This window comes from Hyphomonas sp., from assembly GCF_022844445.1.
Lineage (GTDB): Bacteria > Pseudomonadota > Alphaproteobacteria > Caulobacterales > Hyphomonadaceae > Hyphomonas.
Genome location: NZ_JALHLS010000019.1, coordinates 1 through 17,244, shown reverse-complemented (window position 1 = coordinate 17,244; position 17,244 = coordinate 1). Strand labels below are relative to the sequence as shown.

At 64.8% G+C, this 17,244-nt stretch carries 20 protein-coding genes; 6 read left to right on the top strand and 14 right to left on the bottom strand.

Features of this window, described 5'->3' with window-relative positions; translation table 11 throughout:
• Positions 1–88: 88 nt before the first annotated feature.
• Genes acs through Q0C17_RS16325 form a run of 3 tightly spaced genes read right to left on the bottom strand, consistent with a single transcriptional unit; the run spans position 89 to position 4,129 of the window.
• Positions 89–2,035 carry an acetate--CoA ligase gene (gene acs / locus Q0C17_RS16335; protein ID WP_291208603.1) on the bottom strand — a complete coding sequence of 649 codons (1,947 nt, stop codon included), beginning with the start codon at positions 2,033–2,035 and terminating at the stop codon, positions 89–91.
• A gap of 45 nt (positions 2,036–2,080) precedes the next feature.
• On the bottom strand, positions 2,081–3,859 hold the full coding sequence (locus Q0C17_RS16330; protein WP_291208600.1) for a sodium:solute symporter family protein: 1,779 nt from the start codon (positions 3,857–3,859) through the stop codon (positions 2,081–2,083).
• 3 nt (positions 3,860–3,862) lie between these two features.
• A complete protein-coding gene (locus Q0C17_RS16325; RefSeq protein ID WP_291208597.1) occupies positions 3,863–4,129 on the bottom strand; it encodes a DUF4212 domain-containing protein in 267 nt (88 codons plus the stop codon).
• A 124-nt stretch (positions 4,130–4,253) separates the two neighbouring features.
• Here Q0C17_RS16325 and Q0C17_RS16320 point away from each other — a divergent pair, with 124 nt between their 5' ends.
• The 4 genes from Q0C17_RS16320 (at position 4,254) to pth (ending at position 7,866) form a co-directional block, all read left to right on the top strand.
• Entirely contained in the window at positions 4,254–5,246 is a 993-nt protein-coding gene (locus Q0C17_RS16320; protein WP_366914853.1) for an amidohydrolase family protein, read from the top strand.
• A 14-nt stretch (positions 5,247–5,260) separates the two neighbouring features.
• Positions 5,261–6,292 (top strand): serine hydrolase, encoded by a 1,032-nt coding sequence (locus Q0C17_RS16315; RefSeq protein ID WP_291208593.1) that lies wholly within the window; start codon positions 5,261–5,263, stop codon positions 6,290–6,292.
• Between the two features lie 142 nt (positions 6,293–6,434).
• Positions 6,435–7,157: a 50S ribosomal protein L25/general stress protein Ctc gene (locus Q0C17_RS16310; RefSeq protein ID WP_291208591.1), complete on the top strand. Its 723-nt coding sequence runs from the start codon at positions 6,435–6,437 to the stop codon at positions 7,155–7,157.
• A gap of 85 nt (positions 7,158–7,242) precedes the next feature.
• Entirely contained in the window at positions 7,243–7,866 is a 624-nt protein-coding gene (gene pth, locus Q0C17_RS16305) for an aminoacyl-tRNA hydrolase (protein WP_291208588.1), read from the top strand.
• Positions 7,867–7,873: 7 nt separating this feature from the next.
• Here pth and Q0C17_RS16300 read toward each other — a convergent pair whose 3' ends face one another.
• The 3 genes from Q0C17_RS16300 to Q0C17_RS16290 all read right to left on the bottom strand — a co-directional run bounded on the left by Q0C17_RS16300 (position 7,874) and on the right by Q0C17_RS16290 (position 9,963).
• Complete coding sequence (locus Q0C17_RS16300; RefSeq protein WP_291208585.1) at positions 7,874–8,341, bottom strand: NfeD family protein; 468 nt, start codon at positions 8,339–8,341, stop codon at positions 7,874–7,876.
• A gap of 33 nt (positions 8,342–8,374) precedes the next feature.
• A complete protein-coding gene (locus Q0C17_RS16295; RefSeq protein WP_291208582.1) occupies positions 8,375–9,337 on the bottom strand; it encodes an SPFH domain-containing protein in 963 nt (320 codons plus the stop codon).
• Between the two features lie 143 nt (positions 9,338–9,480).
• On the bottom strand, positions 9,481–9,963 hold the full coding sequence (locus Q0C17_RS16290; protein ID WP_291208578.1) for a peroxiredoxin: 483 nt from the start codon (positions 9,961–9,963) through the stop codon (positions 9,481–9,483).
• 146 nt (positions 9,964–10,109) lie between these two features.
• Here Q0C17_RS16290 and Q0C17_RS16285 point away from each other — a divergent pair, with 146 nt between their 5' ends.
• Positions 10,110–10,676 (top strand): YqgE/AlgH family protein, encoded by a 567-nt coding sequence (locus Q0C17_RS16285; protein WP_291208576.1) that lies wholly within the window; start codon positions 10,110–10,112, stop codon positions 10,674–10,676.
• Complete coding sequence (locus tag Q0C17_RS16280) at positions 10,673–11,200, top strand: GNAT family N-acetyltransferase (protein WP_291208573.1); 528 nt, start codon at positions 10,673–10,675, stop codon at positions 11,198–11,200. Before Q0C17_RS16285 ends, Q0C17_RS16280 begins: the two co-directional genes overlap by 4 nt.
• 2 nt (positions 11,201–11,202) lie before the next feature.
• Here Q0C17_RS16280 and Q0C17_RS16275 read toward each other — a convergent pair whose 3' ends face one another.
• The 8 genes from Q0C17_RS16275 to Q0C17_RS16240 form a co-directional block, all read right to left on the bottom strand.
• Positions 11,203–12,231, bottom strand: a complete 1,029-nt coding sequence (locus Q0C17_RS16275) for an EAL domain-containing protein (RefSeq protein WP_291208568.1) — start codon at positions 12,229–12,231, stop codon at positions 11,203–11,205.
• Positions 12,232–12,242: 11 nt separating this feature from the next.
• Positions 12,243–12,809, bottom strand: a complete 567-nt coding sequence (locus Q0C17_RS16270) for a GNAT family protein (protein ID WP_291208564.1) — start codon at positions 12,807–12,809, stop codon at positions 12,243–12,245.
• A gap of 9 nt (positions 12,810–12,818) precedes the next feature.
• Positions 12,819–14,198, bottom strand: a complete 1,380-nt coding sequence (thrC, locus tag Q0C17_RS16265; RefSeq protein WP_291208561.1) for a threonine synthase — start codon at positions 14,196–14,198, stop codon at positions 12,819–12,821.
• Positions 14,195–14,878 (bottom strand): SURF1 family cytochrome oxidase biogenesis protein, encoded by a 684-nt coding sequence (locus tag Q0C17_RS16260; RefSeq protein ID WP_291208559.1) that lies wholly within the window; start codon positions 14,876–14,878, stop codon positions 14,195–14,197. Before Q0C17_RS16260 ends, thrC begins: the two co-directional genes overlap by 4 nt.
• Before the next feature lie 88 nt (positions 14,879–14,966).
• Positions 14,967–15,845, bottom strand: a complete 879-nt coding sequence (locus Q0C17_RS16255) for a cytochrome c oxidase subunit 3 (protein ID WP_291208556.1) — start codon at positions 15,843–15,845, stop codon at positions 14,967–14,969.
• Between the two features lie 74 nt (positions 15,846–15,919).
• Positions 15,920–16,513 carry a cytochrome c oxidase assembly protein gene (locus Q0C17_RS16250; RefSeq protein ID WP_291208553.1) on the bottom strand — a complete coding sequence of 198 codons (594 nt, stop codon included), beginning with the start codon at positions 16,511–16,513 and terminating at the stop codon, positions 15,920–15,922.
• A complete protein-coding gene (locus Q0C17_RS16245; protein ID WP_291208550.1) occupies positions 16,513–16,683 on the bottom strand; it encodes a hypothetical protein in 171 nt (56 codons plus the stop codon). The genes Q0C17_RS16250 and Q0C17_RS16245 overlap by 1 nt, the downstream gene beginning before the upstream one ends.
• Position 16,684: 1 nt before the next feature.
• Positions 16,685–17,244 (bottom strand): protoheme IX farnesyltransferase (locus Q0C17_RS16240; RefSeq protein WP_291208547.1); only part of this gene is annotated, 560 nt, incomplete at its 5' end.

The window sequence follows — 17,244 nt, the reverse complement described above, 5'->3', positions numbered from 1 at the left end:
TGGCGCCCCTTATGCCAGAAATAGCGATAACAAAGCTTTTACCAAGCCGTCCGGATTTGCCCGAACCGGGCTGCAAAAGCCTTGCCGATCAGCGGTTCTGGCGGTTCTCGATCAGGTCGTTGACGACTTCGGGATCAGCCAGCGTGGACGTGTCGCCAAGGCTGCCGAACTCGTTCTCGGCAATCTTGCGCAGGATGCGGCGCATGATCTTGCCGGAGCGGGTTTTCGGCAGGCCGGGGGCGAACTGGATGAGGTCCGGCGAGGCGATCGGGCCGATCTCGTGGCGCACGTGCTGGATCAGGTTCTTGCGCAGGGCGTCGTCGGCCTCGCAGCCGGCCCGCAGCGTGACATAGGCGTAGATGCCCTGCCCCTTGATATCGTGCGGATAGCCGACCACGGCGGCCTCGGCGACAGCATCGTGGCTGACGAGCGCGCTTTCGACTTCGGCCGTGCCCATGCGGTGGCCGGAGACGTTGATGACATCATCCACGCGGCCGGTGATCCAGTAGAAGCCATCCTCGTCGCGGCGGCAGCCGTCGCCGGTGAAATACTGGCCAGGATAGGCGGTGAAGTAGGTGTCGATGAAGCGCTGGTGATCTCCGTACACGGTACGCATCTGGCCGGGCCAGCTGTCGGTGATCAGCAGGTTGCCGTCGGCGGCGCCCTGCAGTTCCCTGCCCTCTCCGTCGACGAGCACTGGCTTGATACCGAAGAAGGGATGCGAGCCGGCGCCGGGTTTCATCGCGGTCGTGTTCGGCAACGGAACGATCAGCGTGCCGCCGGTCTCGGTCTGCCACCACGTATCGACGATGGGGCAGCGGCCTTCGCCGACGACATGGAAATACCATTCCCAGGCCTCGGGGTTGATCGGCTCGCCGACCGTGCCGAGAAGGCGGATCGAGGTGCGCCGGGTTTTCTTCACGGGGCCCTCGCCTTCGCGCATCAGGGCGCGGATGGCGGTGGGCGCGGTGTAGAAGATCGTGACCTTGTGATGGTCGCAGACTTTCCAGAAGCGACTGGCGTCCGGATAGGTCGGCACGCCTTCGAACATCAGGCTGGTCGCGCCATTGGCCAATGGTCCGTACACGATATAGGTGTGGCCCGTGACCCAGCCGACATCGGCCGAGCACCAGAAGATGTCGTTTTCCTTCAGGTCAAAGACGTACTCATGCGTCATCGAGGCCCAGAGGAGATAGCCGCCGGTGGTGTGCAGCACGCCCTTCGGCTTGCCGGTGGAGCCGGACGTGTAGAGAATGAAGAGCGGGTCTTCGGCGTTCATCGGCTCGGGCAGGCAGTCGGCGGAGATGTCGGCGCCGATCTCGTGCAGCCAGTGGTCGCGGCCTTGTGCCATGTTAACGTCCGCGCCGGTGCGCTGGACGACGAGGACCGACTTCACCGTGCCGCCCACGATCTCGCAGGCGCGGTCGACGTTGGCTTTCAGCGGGACGGTCTTGCCGCCGCGCAGGCCTTCATCGGCAGTAATGATGACTTCGGAGCCGCAATCGGAGATGCGGCCCGCGAGGGCGTCCGGCGAGAACCCGCCGAAGACGACCGAGTGGACCGCGCCGATCCGCGCGCAGGCGAGCATGGCGTAGGCCGCCTCGAGGATCATCGGCATGTAGATGGTGACGCGGTCACCTTTCTTGACGCCAAGCTTCTTCAGGACGTTGGCGAACTTGCAGACGGCGGTGTGCATCTGCCGGTAGGTGATGGTGTAGGTCTCGCCGGGGGCGTCGCCTTCCCAGATCATCGCGGCCTTGTCGCCGCGCTTTTCGAGGTGGCGGTCGAGGCAGTTGGCGGAGACGTTCAGGACGCCGTCATGGTACCAGCGCACGTGCAGGTCGCCGGTCTCCCAGGAGACGTCCTTCACCTGGGTGTAGGGCTTGATCCAGTCCAGCCGCTTGCCCTGCTCGCCCCAGAAGGCGACGGGGTCGGCGATCGAGGCGGCGTACATTTCCTTGTACTTCTCCGGCGTCAGGTTGGCCTGCGCGGCGAAGGCTTCGGGAACGGGATAGGATTTCGACGTGTCGGTCATGGGGTGGGTTCGCGCTTCCGCTTGGGGCGTTTCGGGGGTCTGCCCCTAGTCTACCGGCGCCATGCCCGAGTCCGCAATGCCATGGGAACGGCGCTTGCCTGGAATCCGGATGTCCTCGACCAGATCCTGGATGTCCTGCGGGGGCGGCTTTGTCGCAAGGGAAACCGCGATGCCGACCGCCATGGAAAGGATCATTACGACGAACCCGATGCCTTCCGGCGAGACGCCGAGGAACCACTGGTCAGGCGTGGCCGTTTTGCCCGCGCCAAGCTTGAAGTGCCAGATATAGGCGAAGGTGGGGATAAGGCCGGTAAGCATCGAGGCGATGGCGCCTTCCCGGTTCATGCGCTTCCAGAAGATGCCGAGCAGGATGACCGGGAAGAGCGACGCTGCCGCTAGGCCAAAGGCGAAGGCAACGACCTGTGCGACGAAGGCGAGGTCGGCCGAGTAGATGCCCATGAAGCCGGCCGCGATGACCGCGCCGGCCGCCGCGACGCGGGCAACGCGCAGTTCGGTCTTGTCGCTCATGTTCTTGAAGAAGGTGCGGCGGCAGAGATCGTGGCTGATGGCGGAGGAGATGACCATGAGCAGGCCAGCGGCCGTCGACAGCGCGGCGGCAAGGCCGCCCGCGACCACGAGGCCGATGACCCATTCCGGCAGCTGCGCGATCTCGGGATTGGCGAGCACGTAGATGTCGTTGTTGATCGTGACCTCGTTCTCGAGGCCGTCCGGCGCTGCGGGCCCGCGGATCTGCATCTGGCCGTCGCCGTTCTTGTCGTCGAAGGCGACAAGGCCGGTGCTTTCCCAGTTGGCGAACCAGGCGGGGCTCGGCGACTCGCCCGCTTCGCTGACGCGCTGGCTGCCGGCGGCATAGTCCGCCGCCGGAACGTAGGTCGTCTCGTTGACGGACTCGATGATGTTGTGGCGCGCGAAGGCGCCGACAGCGGGCGCGACGGTGTACAGGATCGCTATGAAGACCAGCGCCCAGCCGGCCGACAGGCGCGCGTCAGCGGCATTCGGCACAGTGAAGAAGCGGATGATTACATGCGGCAGGCCGGCGGTGCCGAACATCAGCGCGGCGGTGATGCAGAAGATGTCGAAACTGGTCTTCGTTGATGCCAGGTAGCTCTCGAAGCCGAGGCCTTTCACGGTCTCGTCGAGCTTCTGGAGCATCGAGATGTCTTCACCCTTGATGTTGCCGATGAAGCCCAGCTGGGGGATCGGATTGTCCGTGATCATCAGCGAAATGAAGATGGCGGGCACCGTATAGGCGAAGATGAGTACCACATACTGGGCGACCTGAGTGTAGGTGACGCCCTTCATGCCGCCCAGCACGGCATAGACGAAGACGATGGCCATGCCGAAGAAGATGCCGGTGTTGAAGTCGACGCCGAGGAAGCGCGAGAAGGCGATGCCGACGCCGGACATCTGGCCCGCGATGTAGGTGAAGGAGACGAACAGCGCGCAGACGACGGCGACGAGGCGCGCGGTGTTGGAATAGTACCGGTCGCCGACAAAGTCCGGCACGGTGAACTTGCCGAACTCGCGCAGGAACGGGGCCAGCAGCAGCGCGAGCAACACGTAGCCGCCCGTCCAGCCCATCAGGTAGACCGAGCCGCCATAGCCCATGCCGGCGATCAGGCCGGCCATCGAGAGGAAGGAGGCCGCGCTCATCCAGTCGGCGGCGGTTGCCATGCCGTTGACGACCGGGTGGACGCCGTGACCGGCAACGTAGAAGTCATTGGTGGAGCCCGCACGGGCCCAGAGGGCGATGCCGATATAGAGGCCGAAGGTGCCTAAGACCCAGATCAGTGTCCAATCCATGTCTCAGCCCTCGATCCGGTATTTCTTCTCGAGGCGGTTCATCGCGGCGCAGTAGTAGAAGATCAGCGCGACGAAGACGTAGATCGAGCCGTTCTGCGCGAACCAGAAGCCGAGCGGGGCGCCGCCGATATGGAACTGGTCCAGGAACTCGCGCAGCAGGATGCCGGCCCCGAAGGAGACGAGGAACCAGATCGCCAGCAGGGTGAGCGTCAGGCGGATGACTTCGGGCCAATAGCCCTTTCGGTCTGGCGATTCGGGCGCGTCGGCCATCTGGTCCCTCCCCGGACTCTGTATGTCCGGGATGTGGCAGCACTCCGCCCGCACGATCAAGCCTTTACTTGGCGCAAGGAGGACGTTCTGAATGCCCACAACAGAAGAAAAGGGAGGACAGCCTATGTTCAACAATGACGAATGGCTGAAACAGGCTCGTGAGGATGTGATCGATCCCGGCCGGGAAATTGTCGATCCGCACCACCATCTGTGGCCGAAGCCGCCACTGACCTATGACCTCGCCGAGCTGTGGTCCGACACGCAGGACGGGCACAATGTGGTGCAGACCGTGTTCATGGAGTGCGGATCGACCTACCGCACGGACGGGCCGGAGCACATGAAGCCGGTGGGCGAGACCGAGTATGTGGTCTCGGTGGCGGAGCGCGCGGCGGCCGAGCCAAAGAAGGCGCAGATTGCCGGCATCGTGGGGCATGCGGACCTGCGCCTCGCCGAACTGGACAGCGTGCTGGACGCGCATGTGGCAGCGGCGAAAGGCCGGTTCCGCGGGATACGCCATGCAGGATCGCGCGACGAAAGCGGCGCGGAGCTGCGCATTCCGGGCCGTGCGCCGAAGGGCCTGTTCGAGGACCCGGCCTTCCGGCGCGGGGTGGCGCGGCTGGGTGATCGGGGACTGACCTTCGACACCTGGATCTACCACCACCAGATTCCGGACTATGCTGCGCTCGCCCGCGCCGTGCCCGGCACGGTGATGATCCTCGACCATTTCGGGACGCCGCTGGGCGTGGGCCCCTATGAAGGCCGGCGCGAGGAAATTTTCGCGAAATGGAAGGACGATATTGCCGCCGTGGCCGCCTGCCCGAACGTCTACATGAAGCTCGGCGGCATGGCGATGCCGGACAACGGCTATGGCTGGGACAAACGGGAGAAACCTCCGACCTCGGATGAATTCGTCTCGGCGCAGATGGCCTGGTATGACCATGCGATCAACGTGTTCGGTCCGGACCGGTGCATGTTCGAGAGCAATTTCCCGGTCGACCGGCTGTCGATCAGTTACCGCACGCTGTGGAACGGCCTGAAGAAGATCGCCAGGGATTATCCCGAGCCGGCGCAGACGGCACTCTTCAGCGGCACAGCGCGGAAGGTATACAAGCTGTGAGCGGTGCGAGGACCTTGCTGCCAACCCTGCCTGCGCAGCCGGCCGGCGTGCCCTGGCCGACCCGGGAATGGCCGGAAGCAAAGCTGGACAGCAAGGTCGCCGCGAAGCTTCAGCCCCTGCTGGATCTGGCCTTCAGCGATCCGGCGCCGGCGAGCCTCGGCGAGACGCATGCCTTCCTTGCGGTGCACGGTGGGCGGATCGTTGCGGAACGATACTGGACGGGCTTTGACCGGAGCAGCACGCATCATTCCTGGTCGCAGGCCAAGAGCATGACGCAGGCGCTGATCGGCATTCTGGTCCGCGAGGGGAAGCTGGACATCCACGCGCCGGCTGATGTGCCCGACTGGCAGGGCGCAGATGATCCGCGGCGCGCCATCACGCTGGATCAGTTGTTGCGAATGTCGAGCGGCCTCAAGTTTGCCGAGGACTATGTGGACGCCGGCGTCTCCGACGTGATCGAGATGCTGTTCGGGTCCGGCAAGGAAGACGTGGGGGGCTTTGCCGCGAACTTCCCGCTGATCCATCCGCCCGGCACGGCCTGGAGCTATGCGAGCGGGACGACCAACATCATTGCGCGCATTGCCGCGCGGGCGCTGGGCCAGAGCGGAGACGGCTTCCGCGACTTCATGTTCCGCGAACTGTTCGGGCCGATCGGCATGACCTCTGCCGACCCGAAGTTCGACAAGGCGGGCACGTTCATCGGCTCGTCCTTCTGTTTCTGCACCGAGCGGGACTTTGCGCGCTTCGGCCTGCTCTACCTGCGCGGCGGCGTATGGGACGGGCGGCGCATCCTGCCGGAAGGCTGGGTAGACTATGCCCGCACGCCGACGCCGGTGCCGCCCACCGAGACCTATGGCTACGGCGCCCACTGGTGGCTTGGCATGGCAGGGCCGGGCAGCTTCTCGTCCAACGGCTATGAGGGACAGTACACGGTCATGGTGCCGGAACTGGACCTGATCCTCGTGCGAAACGGCAAATCACCGCTCGAGCAGAAGGACGCGGTGATGCGCTGGATGGGCGAGGCGGCGGACGCGTTTAGGGGTTAGGCCAGGCCCCTGCCCGCCGCCGCTTGCCTTCCCGGAGCCCTTCCCCTATACGCCGCCGTTCAGAAAGGGCGGCGCGAGGCCGTACCTGTCAGGTTCCGACCTTACCTTACGGAAGGCACGGTCCAGGGCGAAAGGAAACAAAATGTCCAAACACAAGATTTCGTTCAATGTCGACGTGCGTGAGCGCGTGGGCACCGGTGGCGCCCGTGAGGCTCGCCGCCTCGGCTTCGTGCCCGGCGTGCTCTACGGCGGCGACCTCGCCCCCGTCGCCATCAACCTCAAGAAAGCCGAAGTGATCAAGGCGATCGAAACAGGCCAGTTCCTGAACACGACCGCCACCCTGATCCACAAAGGCGAGAAGCAGCTGGTCATCCCTCAGGGCATCCAGATGCACCCGGTTTCCGACCAGCCCTGGCACGTTGACCTGCGCCGCGTCGAGCCTGACCAGATCATCAAGGTCGAGGTTCCGGTCCACTTCAAAGGCCAGGAAGCCAGCCCCGGCCTGAAAAAAGGCGGTACGCTGAACGTCGTTCGCCACTCGGTCGAACTGAACGTGCCGGCTGCCAAGATCCCCGAATACCTCGAAGCCGACATCTCGGCGCTCGAAGTCGGCGATAACGTCAAGATTTCGGACATCAAGCTTCCGAGCAACGCGACCCCGGCCATCACCGACCGCGACTTCACGATCGCCACGATCGCCGGCCGCGGCGGCAAGGCTGAAGAAGAGCCCGCAGCAGTGGCTTCGGCCGACGCTGTGCCGGCCGCCAAGGCGAAAGCCCCGGCCGCAGGCGCTGCTGCTGCCCCGGCGAAGGGCGCTGCCCCCGCCAAAGGCGCCGCTCCGGCGAAGCCTGCCGGCAAGAAGTGATCCTTCTGGACAATCTGGAGGCCGCCCGTCACAAGCGGGCGGCCTCTTTGATTCCGGGGGCGGATGAACGACGGACAGGCGAGCCATGCTGATCCTTGCCGGACAGGGAAACCCGGGCGCGAAATACGCGAAGAACCGGCACAATGCGGGCTTCCTGCTGCTCGACCGGATTCATAACGTCCACGGCTTCGGGCCGTGGCGCGCAAAGTTCGAGTCCGATGTGTCTGAAGGCGCGGTCGATACACCGAACGGACGCGTGAAGGTTCTGCTGATGAAGCCGCAGACCTACTACAATGAGTCCGGCCGGGCGATGTCCAAGGCCTGCACGTTTTACAAGGTGGACGGCCAGGCCGTGACCGTATTGCACGACGAAATCGACCTGGCGCCGGGCCGTGTGCGCGTGAAGCGCGGCGGCGGGCACTCGGGCAATAACGGCATCCGCTCAGCCATGGCGCATCTGACCGGGGACTTCCGCCGCATCCGCGTCGGCGTTGGCCATCCGGGCGACAAGTCTATGGTGATGCCTTACGTTCTTTCCGACTTCTCCAAGGCGGATCTGGACTGGTTCGTGCCGCTGAGCGACGCGATCTGCAAGGCTCTGCCCTTCCTGCTGGCGGGCGATGACGAGCGCTTCCAGACCGAAGTGATGCGCCTCGCCCCGGCCCCGAAGCACGACCCGAAACAGGCCGGCCGTCCGGGTACGGAGTAGGCGCCGCTCAGGCCTTGCGCACCACCGCCATGATCCCGCGCGTAGAGTCCACGATCACGGCATTGCCGATGACCAGAGGGCCTTCACCGTCCGCGGCTTCGGCGCCCCAGACCGTATCCCCGATCTTCACCTGCCCCTGCCCGCCGGAAAGGTCACGCGTAACCTCGCCGCGCTGGCCGACGAGGCTGGCCATGCGCTTGTTCAGCGTTGGATGTTCGGGCGAAGCCTTTCGCATGCCGGGAAACAGCAGGCGGCTGGCGAGGATCAGCGCAACAGAGGCAACGGTGAAGACAAGCACCTGCACATGCCAGGCAGTGGCGCTTTCCGGCGCGAACGCCGCAAAGCCCGCCGTCAGCGCCGCTGCGATGGAGGCCATCAGCAGATCGAACGTGCCGGTGAGCATCTCGATACCGAACAGGATCAGCGCCAGCACCAGCCAGTGCCACCAGGTGATCTGAGTAAGCAGTTGTTCCATGGGAAGTGCCCTCTTCTGCAGGCAGTGGGTGGATCAGGTGCGGGTCGGCGGAACCGCGCCGCCGGGCGGGCGCGGCGTATTGTTTGCCACCTTGGCGGAATCCGTCAGTCCACGGATGCCTTCGATCGTGCCGAGGATAGAGGAGAATTCCGCCGGGATGATTACCGTGCGCTGCTGCGGCGAGGTAGCGAGTTTCTCGAACGCTGCGACATAGGCCTGGCCAAGGAAGTAGTTGATGGCGTTGACGTCGCCGCGTGCGATGGCTTCGGACACCATGGCGGTGGCCTTCGCTTCGGCTTCGGCTTCGCGCTCACGCGCTTCAGCGTCGCGAAAGGCGGCTTCCTTGCGGCCTTCGGCCTGCAGGATCTGCGCCTGCTTCATGCCTTCTGCCTTGAGGATGGCGGACTGCTTCTCGCCTTCGGCCGTGAGGATTTCGGCGCGCTTGAGGCGCTCGGCCTTCATCTGGCGGGCCATTGCTTCGGTAATGTCCGCCGGCGGGGTAAGGTCCTTGATCTCGATGCGCGTGACCTTCACGCCCCAGGGGAGCGTTGCGGCGTCGATCGTTCCGAGGAGGCGCGCGTTGATCTCGTCGCGGTTCGACAGGACCTGGTCGAGGTCCATCGAGCCGACGACGGTGCGGATGTTGGTCATAGAGAGGTTGGTGATGGCGCTGACGAGGTTGTTGACCTCATAGGCGGCCTGGACCGCATCGACGACCTGGATAAAGACGATGGCATCGCAGGAGACCATCGCGTTGTCGCGCGTGATCACTTCCTGCTGGGGCACGTCCAGCACGGTCTCCATCATGTTCATCTTGCGCCCGACGCGGTCGAAGAACGGGTTGATGACGTGGGGGCCCGGCGACAGGGTTTTCGTGTAGCGGCCGAAACGCTCGATGGTCCAGTTGTAGCCCTGCGGGACGAACTTGAGCGCCCCGAACAGGCCGATAATGCCGACGATGAAGATCAGCACAAATGCTGCGACGATAATGTCCATAGGTGTCCCTCCACAGGATAACTGGATCTAAGTTGGGGAAGGATTTGCCGTTTTTCAATAAATACGCAATGCAAATCGGCCCGCCCGTACCCCGAGCAGGCCGATCATGGTCGTATTCGGTTAAGGTTCGTTAACGGCCGCTCTTAAAGCTGGGCGAGGAGGTAGTCGGCGGCCGACACCTTGAACTCGCCGCCCTGCTCCACGTTGAGCTCCGCGACCACACCGTCCTTAACCAGCATCGAATAGCGCTGCGAGCGCTTGCCCATGCCGAAACCGGAAGCATCCAGCTCGAGGCCGATCGCCTGCGCGAAGGCGCCGTTGCCATCAGCCAGCATGCGGATTTTGTCTTCGGCGTGCGAGGACTTGCCCCAGGCGCCCATGACGAAAACGTCATTGACCGAGGTGCAGACGATTTCCGAGACGCCCTTGGCTTCGAACTCGGCCGCCTTGTCGACATAACCCGGCAGGTGGCGGGCGGAGCAAGTGGGCGTGTAGGCACCGGGAACCGCGAACAGCGCGACCGTCTTGCCGCCGAACACCTGCGCGGTGGTGACGGGTTTCGGGCCATCGACTGTCATTTCCATGAAGGTGGCTTCGGGCAGCTTGTCGCCGACTTTGATGGTCATGGGGCATTCTCCTTGTTTGACTGCCGGACATAGGGCGCGGGCCGCCGGGCCGCAAGCCATACCCCGGCGGCGGCGGCGTTGCCCGTGCGCCGGTTTTCACTTGCAATCAGCTGCCCGCTGGCCCAGCCTTGGTTCTGGAGGCAGGCATGCAGCTTGAGACCGACCTCACCGGCAAGCTCCTGATCGCCCTTCCGGGCATCGGCGACACGCGATTCGAGCGTTCCGTCATCCTGCTCTGCGCCCATACACCGGAATTCGCGATGGGCATCGTGCTCAACAAGCCCGTGGAGGGTATCGACCTCCAGGACCTGATGGAGCAGATGGGCATCAAGATGGAAATCTCGCTGCGCGGCGTGACTGTGCTGGAAGGCGGCCCCGTGGCGACCGAGCGCGGATTTGTACTGCATACGGATGATGTGATCTGCGACGGCGCGACTATGGAAGTCGACGGCGATATCTGCATGACCGCGACGCGCGACATTCTGGGGATGGTCGCCTCGATGGCGGCGCCGCGGCAGTCCGTGTTCGCGCTGGGTTATGCCGGCTGGGGCGCCGGGCAGCTGGAAAACGAACTGGCGGAAAATGCCTGGCTCGTGTGCGAGCCGGATTCCGATCTCGTGTTCGGCGGTGCGTATGAACACAAATGGCGCCACGCAATGACGCGGCTGGGCGTTGATCTGTCGAGACTGCAACCCGGGGCGGGCAACGCATGAGACATTCGGGGGCGACTGCCATTCACGAGGCGACCTCCCCTCTGGAGATCGCTGCCTTCGGCGGGCTGATCTCCGAATATGTCGCGTGGTGCCGCGAGCGCTATCGCAACGATTCCTGGCTCGTGGAGATGGCATTCAGCCATCAGGGGCTGGACGCGGAACTGATGGCGCTGACGACGCTCTACGCGCCGCCGAATGGCCGTATGCTGATTGCCGAGGATGCGGACGAGATCCTCGGCGGTGTGGCTTACAAGCATGTGGACGAGGACACGTGCGAGATGAAGCGCCTGTTCGTGCGCACTACGGCGAACGGCCGCGGGCTCGGCCGCAAGCTTTGCGAGGCGCTGCTGAAGACGGCGGCGAAGGATGGCTATCGCCGCATGCGCCTCGACACGACCCGGGACATGGTGGAGGCGATCGGCCTCTACCATTCGATGGGGTTCTCGGATTGCGCCCCGTTCGTGGACTATCCGGAACGCATGCGGCCAATGATGCTGTTCATGGAACGGGATCTGGCGGCTTAGCCTCAGCCCTTCAGGAAATTCAGCGCCGCTTTCGCTTCGATGCCTTTCGAAAAAGCGAAGCCCTGCGCGTTGTCGAAGCCGAGCGCACGCAGGCGGCCTGCGTCTTCGCGCTTCTCCACGCCCTCGGCGGTGGTCGACATACCGAGGCGGCTGGCAAGCAATGTGATCGTCGAGAGGATCGTGTCGGTGCGCGCCTGGCCGAGCTTGGCCGTAAGGCCGTGGTCGATCTTCAGGCTGTCGAACGGCAGGTCCGCGAGCCAGGCGAAGGAGGAGTGGCCCGTGCCGAAATCATCGAGCACGAGGCCCGCACCGACGGCTTTCAGCGCCATCGCGGACGCGAGCGTCTTCGTCTCGTCGCGCAAGGCGGCCTGTTCGGTCAGCTCGATGCGGATGGCGCGCTCAGGCAATTCGTAACTCGTCGTCAGCGCATCGATCAGCGCCGGAATGGTGCTCTTGGTGAGTTCGCGCGCGGTCAGGTTCACATGCATGAAGAGATCATCGCGCTTCGCTTCGCGGCGCAGGTCCGCCAGCGTTTCGGCGGCGCGGATCAGCATGTTCGAGGCGAGCGCCTGGTCTTCCCAGCGGCTCGGCGGCGCGGTGAGGCCGGGACCGGTCCATCGGGCAAGCGCTTCGAAGCCGACGACGCGGCCATCGCGCAGGGAGATGATTGGCTGGTAGACCGGCACCAGATCCGGGCCGGGCTTCAGTTCGGAAGGATCGAATTCCGGAAACTTCTCGCCCGTCAGCAGCATGCCACGGGCTTCGACTTCACTGGTGAACATGCCGACGAGGTGGACGTCCTGCCCGCTGGACAGGCGCAAGGGACACAGGACCGATCCGTCGCCCGGCGCGAACGCACGGCCAAGACGGCCTCGGCTCAGCCCCTCCAGCATCTTGTCCAGCGCATCCAGCGACCAGACGCCGCCCAGATCGGACAGCGGCGTGCCGGACGGCGCTTCGATCTCGAGACGGCCCGGTTCAGGGCGCCAGATCCAGCTGCCTTGAGCCTGGGCGGGTTTTGCAAGTGCCATGGGCAGGATACCTAGCGGTCTGTGCGCGGCCTGACGAGACCGAAAAGGACGTGCTCGCGGCGGGTTCCTGCAATCTCCAGGTACGACGCGGCCAGCCCTTCCTCAGCAAATCCCGTGCCTTCGAGAACGCGCCGGGAGCGCGCGTTTTCGGGCACGATTCCCGCTTCGACACGCCAGAGGCCGAGATCGCGGAAGGCCCAGCTGCACGCCGCCGAGACAGCCTCGCGCATGTAGCCCTGCCCTTCGAAGCCTGCGCCCTGCCAGTAACCAAGGCTTGCAGCGTTCGCCGGCCAGGCGCGCACCTGCGTGAAGGAGAGGCCGCCCAGCAGCGCGTTGTCGCTCTGGCGGCGGGTGAAGAACACATAGGCGGTGCCGGCCTTCCACGCCGCATTCCAGGCCGAAAGGCGGCGGTTCCAGTCGCGCCGTGACAGCGCGTCAGAGGGCCAGAGCGGCTCCCAGGGCTCGATATAGGCGCGGCTTCCGGTGCGCAGGCGGGCCCAGTCCGCGTAGTCCTGACGGCGCGCCGGCGCGAGGATCAGCCGCGGCGTCGTGATCAGGGTGTCCAGCGGCACGCCCATCGGGAGCGGTCAGCGCGCGAAATCGAGGATACGGGTGCGCACCGCGCCGAGTTCGGCTGGGAGGCTTTCGAAGACCTCACCGCGGTCGCGCAGCGCCTGCGAGCGCACCGGCAGCGGGGCGTCGTGGCCAGTCGCTTCCAGCACCGTCTCCGGGAACTTCGAGGCAGCTGCGGTGGCCAGGACGACAGTGGCGACATCCTTTTTCGGCAGGCGGCGCGCCAGCGCGGTGCCCACCGCCGTGTGCGGGCAGATCAGCCAGCCGGTTTCCTTTCGGTAGCGCTCCATCTCCGCCAGCGTCTCGGCGTTGTCGATCGAAGCGGCGGAGAGGCCCGAGCAGGAGAGGCGCGCGGCGGCGCTTTCGGGCAGCGGCGTGTCGCCAGATTGTGCGTAGGCGGCATATGTCGCGCGCACGGCATCGGCATCGCGGCCGGTCATTTCGAACAGGAAGCGCTCGAAGTTCGACGGCACGGAAATGTCCATCGCAGGGCTGGGCGTCGCGACGGCAGCGGTGCGCGTCATCCGTCCGGAATTAAACAGCCGAGCGAGGGCGTCGTTCTCGTTCACCGCACAGACCGTCTCAAACCCGCCCGTCAGCAGGCCGCAGCGCGCAGCCACATATCCCGCCAGCGCGTCGCCCATGTTACCGCTCGGCACGACATAGCGGATCGGCAAGCCGCGCAGCTGCGCCTGGGTGGTGGCGTAGTAGACAGACTGCGCGGCAACGCGGGCCCAGTTGATGGAGTTGACGCCCGACAGGCTGACCGTGCGCGCGAAGTCCTTGTCGGCGAACAGCTGCTTCACAATCGCCTGAGCGTCGTCAAAGTCGCCGGTGGTGGCGATGTTGAGGATGTTGCCCGCGCCGGTTGTCGTCATGAAAAGGCGCTGCACCGGCGAGACGCGGCCCTGCGGATGCAGGATCACGAGGCGGGACTGTTTCGCGCCCGCAAAGGCCGCCGCCGCTGCCCCGCCCGTATCACCGGACGTGGCGCAGACCACCGTCAGCCGCGCGCCGGATTTGCCCAGCAAGTAATCGTATAGTTTCGCGATCAACTGCATGGCGACGTCCTTGAACGCCAGCGTCGGGCCGTGGTGCAGCTCCATCAGCCAGGAGTCCGGACCCCACTGGGTCAGCGGCGCGACGGCGTGGTGCGAAAAACCGGCATAGGCGTCGCGGCAGATCTTCTGCACGTCCGCCAGCGGGATCGCGTCGCCGGCAAAGGCAGAGATGATGCGCGCGGCGACTTCGGCGTAGGGCTCGCCCGGACGCGCCGGCGCGATGCGCGGCCATTCCTTCGGTACGTAAAGGCCGCCATCCGGTGCGAGGCCCGCAAGGCAGGCTTCCGCAAAACCGGTTTCCGGCGCTTCGCCGCGGGTGGAGATGTATTTCACGGGTTCTCGGTTCCCCTGAAGCGGAGGCGTCCGCGCTGATGATGCAGGGCCAGATACACACCGATCAGGCCGATGGCGAGGCCCCACCACGTCAGGGCGTAGCCAAAATGGCGCTCCGGCGGCAGGCGCTCGTTCTGCTCGGGCTGGGCGAAGGGATTGACTACCGGTTCCGGCGCTGCGCCGTCGGTGCGCAGCAGCGTCTCCGGCTCGAAGACGCGCGGCAGCACCTTCCCGGCCAGATCCTCCGGAAGCGACGCCGCCAGAGCGACCGGATCGAAGGCATAGAAGAGACCCGCTTCGGGATCGTCGACCGTCGAGAAGGTGTTGCGCTGGCCCGCCTCGTGCCAGATGCCACGGGCCGAGAAGAACTGCGGCTCGGAAATCAGCGTCGGCGCAGGCGCGTCCATGCCGTAGTGCAGCGTCTGCGCGACGAAGGCAGCGCCCTCTTCCGTCTCCACCAGCACCACGTCGCGCCAGGCCGCGCTGCCGCCGGCGAGCGAATAGACTTGCCGCACACTACCCGGCATCAACGTGCCGGACACGGTCGCCCATTCCGGCGCGGCCCCCGCCACCGCCATTTTCTCTTCGTAGCGGCGCCACTGCCAGTTCCCGAACATGATCAGGATCACCACGGACACGGCGGTCAGCAGCGTCAGCACCGGATAAGGCTTGAAGGTCATCACGGTCGTCCTTCCGGAAAGTGAAAAGCCCGCCGGACGCGTGTTGCACCGGCGGGCTTTCTATTCAGCAGCGATTGCCTGCCTGAGCTTACTTGCCCGCCTCGAACGCCAGGTAGGGGACGACGTAGACGAAGGCGAAGAGGAAGAGCCACACAACGTCCACGAAATGCCAGTACCAGGCGGCAAATTCGAAACCGAGGTGCTTCTTCGGTGTCAGGTTCCCGGCGTACATGCGGACGAGGCAGACGATCAGGAAGATCGTGCCGATCACGACGTGAGCCCCGTGGAAGCCGGTCGCCATATAGAATGCAGAGCCATACAGCGTGCCGTCATAGGTAAAGCCGGCATGGCTGTACTCGAGCACCTGCAGAGCGGTGAACCCCAGGCCCAGCAGGATGGTGAGGAACAGGCCGAGCTTTGCACCTTTCATGTCGCCATGCTGGAGCGCATGGTGCGCCCAGGTGACCGTGGTGCCTGACAGCAGCAGGACCAGTGTGTTCATCAGTGGCAGGTGGAAGGGGTCAAACGTGGTGACGTCTGCGGGCGGGAACTGTTTGAAGCGCTCCAGACCCTCCTGGTAGAGCGGGTTCGCTGCATCCCAGGTGTGACCGACGCGGGCGTCCCAGAAGATCGAGAATTCAAAGAAGCCCCAGAACCAGGCGACGAAGAACATGATCTCAGACGCGATGAAGAGCATCATGCCGTAGCGCAGGCCAATTTCGACAACCGGGGTATGGTCGCCGGTCCGGCCCTCTTTCACGACGGTCGCCCACCAGCCGAACATGACCCAGAAGACCATGGCGAAACCGACGGCCATCAGCCACCAGGTGCCTTCCGCCAGGCCGAACAGGCCCTTCATGTAGGTGACCGCGCCGAGCGCGAGCGTCAGCACCGCGATAGAGCCGATCAACGGCCACGGCGATGGGTTTACGAGGTGGTAGTCGTGTTTGACTTCGCCGCCGGCCATGAGTGTCAAATCCCTTATGGAATCCCTGAACTTTGGGGCTGTTTAACGTGCGCCCCGGCCACGTTGCAACTGGTTCAGCCGGGTGTGGCCGAATTCGCCGCACCCTGCACGTCGGATTGGGCCACCGACTGGTCGCGGGGGCCTGGATACGCCGAACTGTCAAAGAAAGTGTAGCTGAGAGTGATGGTTTCCAGTTTGCCCGCCAGCCGGTCTTCCACCAGATTCGGCGACACGAAGTAAACCACCGGCAGCTTCCGTGTCTCGCCAGGCGCGATCACGCGCTCGGAAAAACAGAAACATTCCAGCTTGTTGAAGTACGGTCCCGCATAATGCGGGGTCACGTTATAGCTGGCGATGACGCGGACTTCCTGCGCGGAGGGGTTCGTCACCTCGTAGAAGGCAAGACCGTGCTGGCCGACCTGCACCGTCTGCGAAGCCTGCAGCGCGCGGAAGATCAGCGGCGTGTCAGCGACGTTGGCGTCAAAACGCACGTCGATGGTCTGCTCGAGGATGGCCGCCGGGCCCTCGGTCGCGATCCGGGTCGTGCCGCCGAAGCCGGTTATCCTGCAGAAGGCATCATAGAGTGGCACGGCCGCGAAGGCGAGCCCAAGCATGCCCGCTACGCCGAGCGCGGCAATGGTTGCGACAGAACGGTTGGTCAGGGGCATTATATCCTCTCCGATACGCCAAGGGCGCCGTGCAGCCGGATGATGGTCGTGACCATCACCAGAACCACAAACGCGGCGAGCGCCAGGCCGAGCCAAAGGTTGCGGCGGTTGCGGGCCTTCAGGGCCTCGGCATCGAGCTTCGGAACAACGGGATCAGGGAGCTCGGGCATGTCAAAGTCCCGTCAGCGGAAAGTGGAGCCCGGCCGCATGCTCCACGAGCACGGCGCCGAACAGGGCGAAGAGGTAGAGAATCGAGAACACGAAGGTCGTCTTGGCGAGCTTCATGTCGGCGCCGGACGCCGAGGCGTCACCGGCATTGGAGCGCAACAGGCGCAGCGCATAGGACAGAAACACTGCGCCAAGGCCGAGGGCCACGCCGCCATAGATCCAGCCGCCGAGCCCCGTGGCCAGGGGCAGCAGCGAGACCGGCACAAGTACCAGCGTGTAGACGAGTATCTGCGAGCGGGTGACCTTGGCGCCGTGCGTGACGGGCAGCATCGGCACCGAAACCTTGGCGTATTCCTTGTGGGCAAGCAGCGACAGCGCCCAGAAATGCGGCGGGGTCCAGAAGAAGATGATGGCGAACAGGATCCACGCATCGAGCGGCGTGTTGCCGGTGACGGCGGCCCAGCCGATAACCGGCGGGAAGGCCCCTGCTCCGCCACCGATCACGATGTTCTGCGGCGTCGCCCGCTTCAGCCACATCGTGTAGATCACACCGTAGTAGAAAA

What these genes read in the sequence shown, in the direction of transcription:
- Q0C17_RS16245 (WP_291208550.1), bottom strand. Translation starts at nt 16,683, where the DNA reads ATGCCCGAGCTCCCTGATCCCGTTGTTCCGAAGCTCGATGCCGAGGCC.
- Q0C17_RS16290 (WP_291208578.1), bottom strand. Translation starts at nt 9,963, where the DNA reads ATGACCATCAAAGTCGGCGACAAGCTGCCCGAAGCCACCTTCATGGAA.
- Q0C17_RS16320 (WP_366914853.1), top strand. Translation starts at nt 4,254, where the DNA reads ATGTTCAACAATGACGAATGGCTGAAACAGGCTCGTGAGGATGTGATC.
- Q0C17_RS16330 (WP_291208600.1), bottom strand. Translation starts at nt 3,859, where the DNA reads ATGGATTGGACACTGATCTGGGTCTTAGGCACCTTCGGCCTCTATATC.
- Q0C17_RS16325 (WP_291208597.1), bottom strand. Translation starts at nt 4,129, where the DNA reads ATGGCCGACGCGCCCGAATCGCCAGACCGAAAGGGCTATTGGCCCGAA.
- acs (WP_291208603.1), bottom strand. Translation starts at nt 2,035, where the DNA reads ATGACCGACACGTCGAAATCCTATCCCGTTCCCGAAGCCTTCGCCGCG.
- Q0C17_RS16255 (WP_291208556.1), bottom strand. Translation starts at nt 15,845, where the DNA reads ATGGCCGGCGGCGAAGTCAAACACGACTACCACCTCGTAAACCCATCG.
- Q0C17_RS16285 (WP_291208576.1), top strand. Translation starts at nt 10,110, where the DNA reads ATGCAGCTTGAGACCGACCTCACCGGCAAGCTCCTGATCGCCCTTCCG.
- pth (WP_291208588.1), top strand. Translation starts at nt 7,243, where the DNA reads ATGCTGATCCTTGCCGGACAGGGAAACCCGGGCGCGAAATACGCGAAG.
- Q0C17_RS16250 (WP_291208553.1), bottom strand. Translation starts at nt 16,513, where the DNA reads ATGCCCCTGACCAACCGTTCTGTCGCAACCATTGCCGCGCTCGGCGTA.
- Q0C17_RS16260 (WP_291208559.1), bottom strand. Translation starts at nt 14,878, where the DNA reads ATGACCTTCAAGCCTTATCCGGTGCTGACGCTGCTGACCGCCGTGTCC.
- Q0C17_RS16295 (WP_291208582.1), bottom strand. Translation starts at nt 9,337, where the DNA reads ATGGACATTATCGTCGCAGCATTTGTGCTGATCTTCATCGTCGGCATT.
- Q0C17_RS16280 (WP_291208573.1), top strand. Translation starts at nt 10,673, where the DNA reads ATGAGACATTCGGGGGCGACTGCCATTCACGAGGCGACCTCCCCTCTG.
- Q0C17_RS16310 (WP_291208591.1), top strand. Translation starts at nt 6,435, where the DNA reads ATGTCCAAACACAAGATTTCGTTCAATGTCGACGTGCGTGAGCGCGTG.
- Q0C17_RS16275 (WP_291208568.1), bottom strand. Translation starts at nt 12,231, where the DNA reads ATGGCACTTGCAAAACCCGCCCAGGCTCAAGGCAGCTGGATCTGGCGC.
- Q0C17_RS16300 (WP_291208585.1), bottom strand. Translation starts at nt 8,341, where the DNA reads ATGGAACAACTGCTTACTCAGATCACCTGGTGGCACTGGCTGGTGCTG.
- Q0C17_RS16270 (WP_291208564.1), bottom strand. Translation starts at nt 12,809, where the DNA reads ATGGGCGTGCCGCTGGACACCCTGATCACGACGCCGCGGCTGATCCTC.